General features: G+C 55.4%; 1 protein-coding gene. It reads right to left on the reverse strand.

Annotation, left to right across the window (positions count from 1 at the left end):
* Positions 1–628: YPDG domain-containing protein (locus E6X30_RS10315; protein WP_316336200.1), on the reverse strand; the 628-nt coding region annotated here is incomplete at both ends.

A 628-nucleotide genomic window follows, 5' to 3' on the forward strand; every position in this document is an offset into this window, starting at 1 on the left:
TCGAGCCGTCCGGGAACGTCACCGTGATCTCACCGGTGTTCTCATCAATCTTGACCTCATAGCCCTCAGGAGCAGTGAAGCCGTCAGTGATCTTGAACTTCGAACCCTCAGGAGCCTTGACGTCCTTATCGTCCTTGCCAGTGAACGACGGGGACGACTTGGTCTCCTCACCAGGAACAACCAATTTGCCCTCATACGCAGGCTCGTACAGGCCGGCATCCTTATCAGTCACCGTGACGGTGACGTCAACGGTGTCCTTCGTGCCATCCGGGTAAGTCACAACAACCGGAACAGTGATCTTGTCACCAGGCTTAGCATCCTCAGGGATGCTAACGGTGATCTCACCAGTGTTCTCGTCAATCTTCACACCATCAGGCACGTTCTCACCAGGGGTGAACTTCGTGCCCTCAGGAGCCTTAGTGTCCTTACCGTCCTTGTCGGTGAACTTCGGAGCATCGATCTTAACGTCGCTACCCGGCTTACCCGAACCATCTTCGTAGCCAGGCTCGAAGTGATCGTTCGCGTTCGGAACCTTCGGGTTGCTGTCGTCCTCGTCCGGGATGCCGTCGTTATCGTCATCGCCGTCTTCAGTGTCAGGCTTACCGTCGTTATCGGTATCCAGCTTGAA

The organism is Dermabacter sp. (assembly GCF_032550575.1).
Classification (GTDB): Bacteria; Actinomycetota; Actinomycetes; order Actinomycetales; family Dermabacteraceae; genus Dermabacter; species Dermabacter hominis.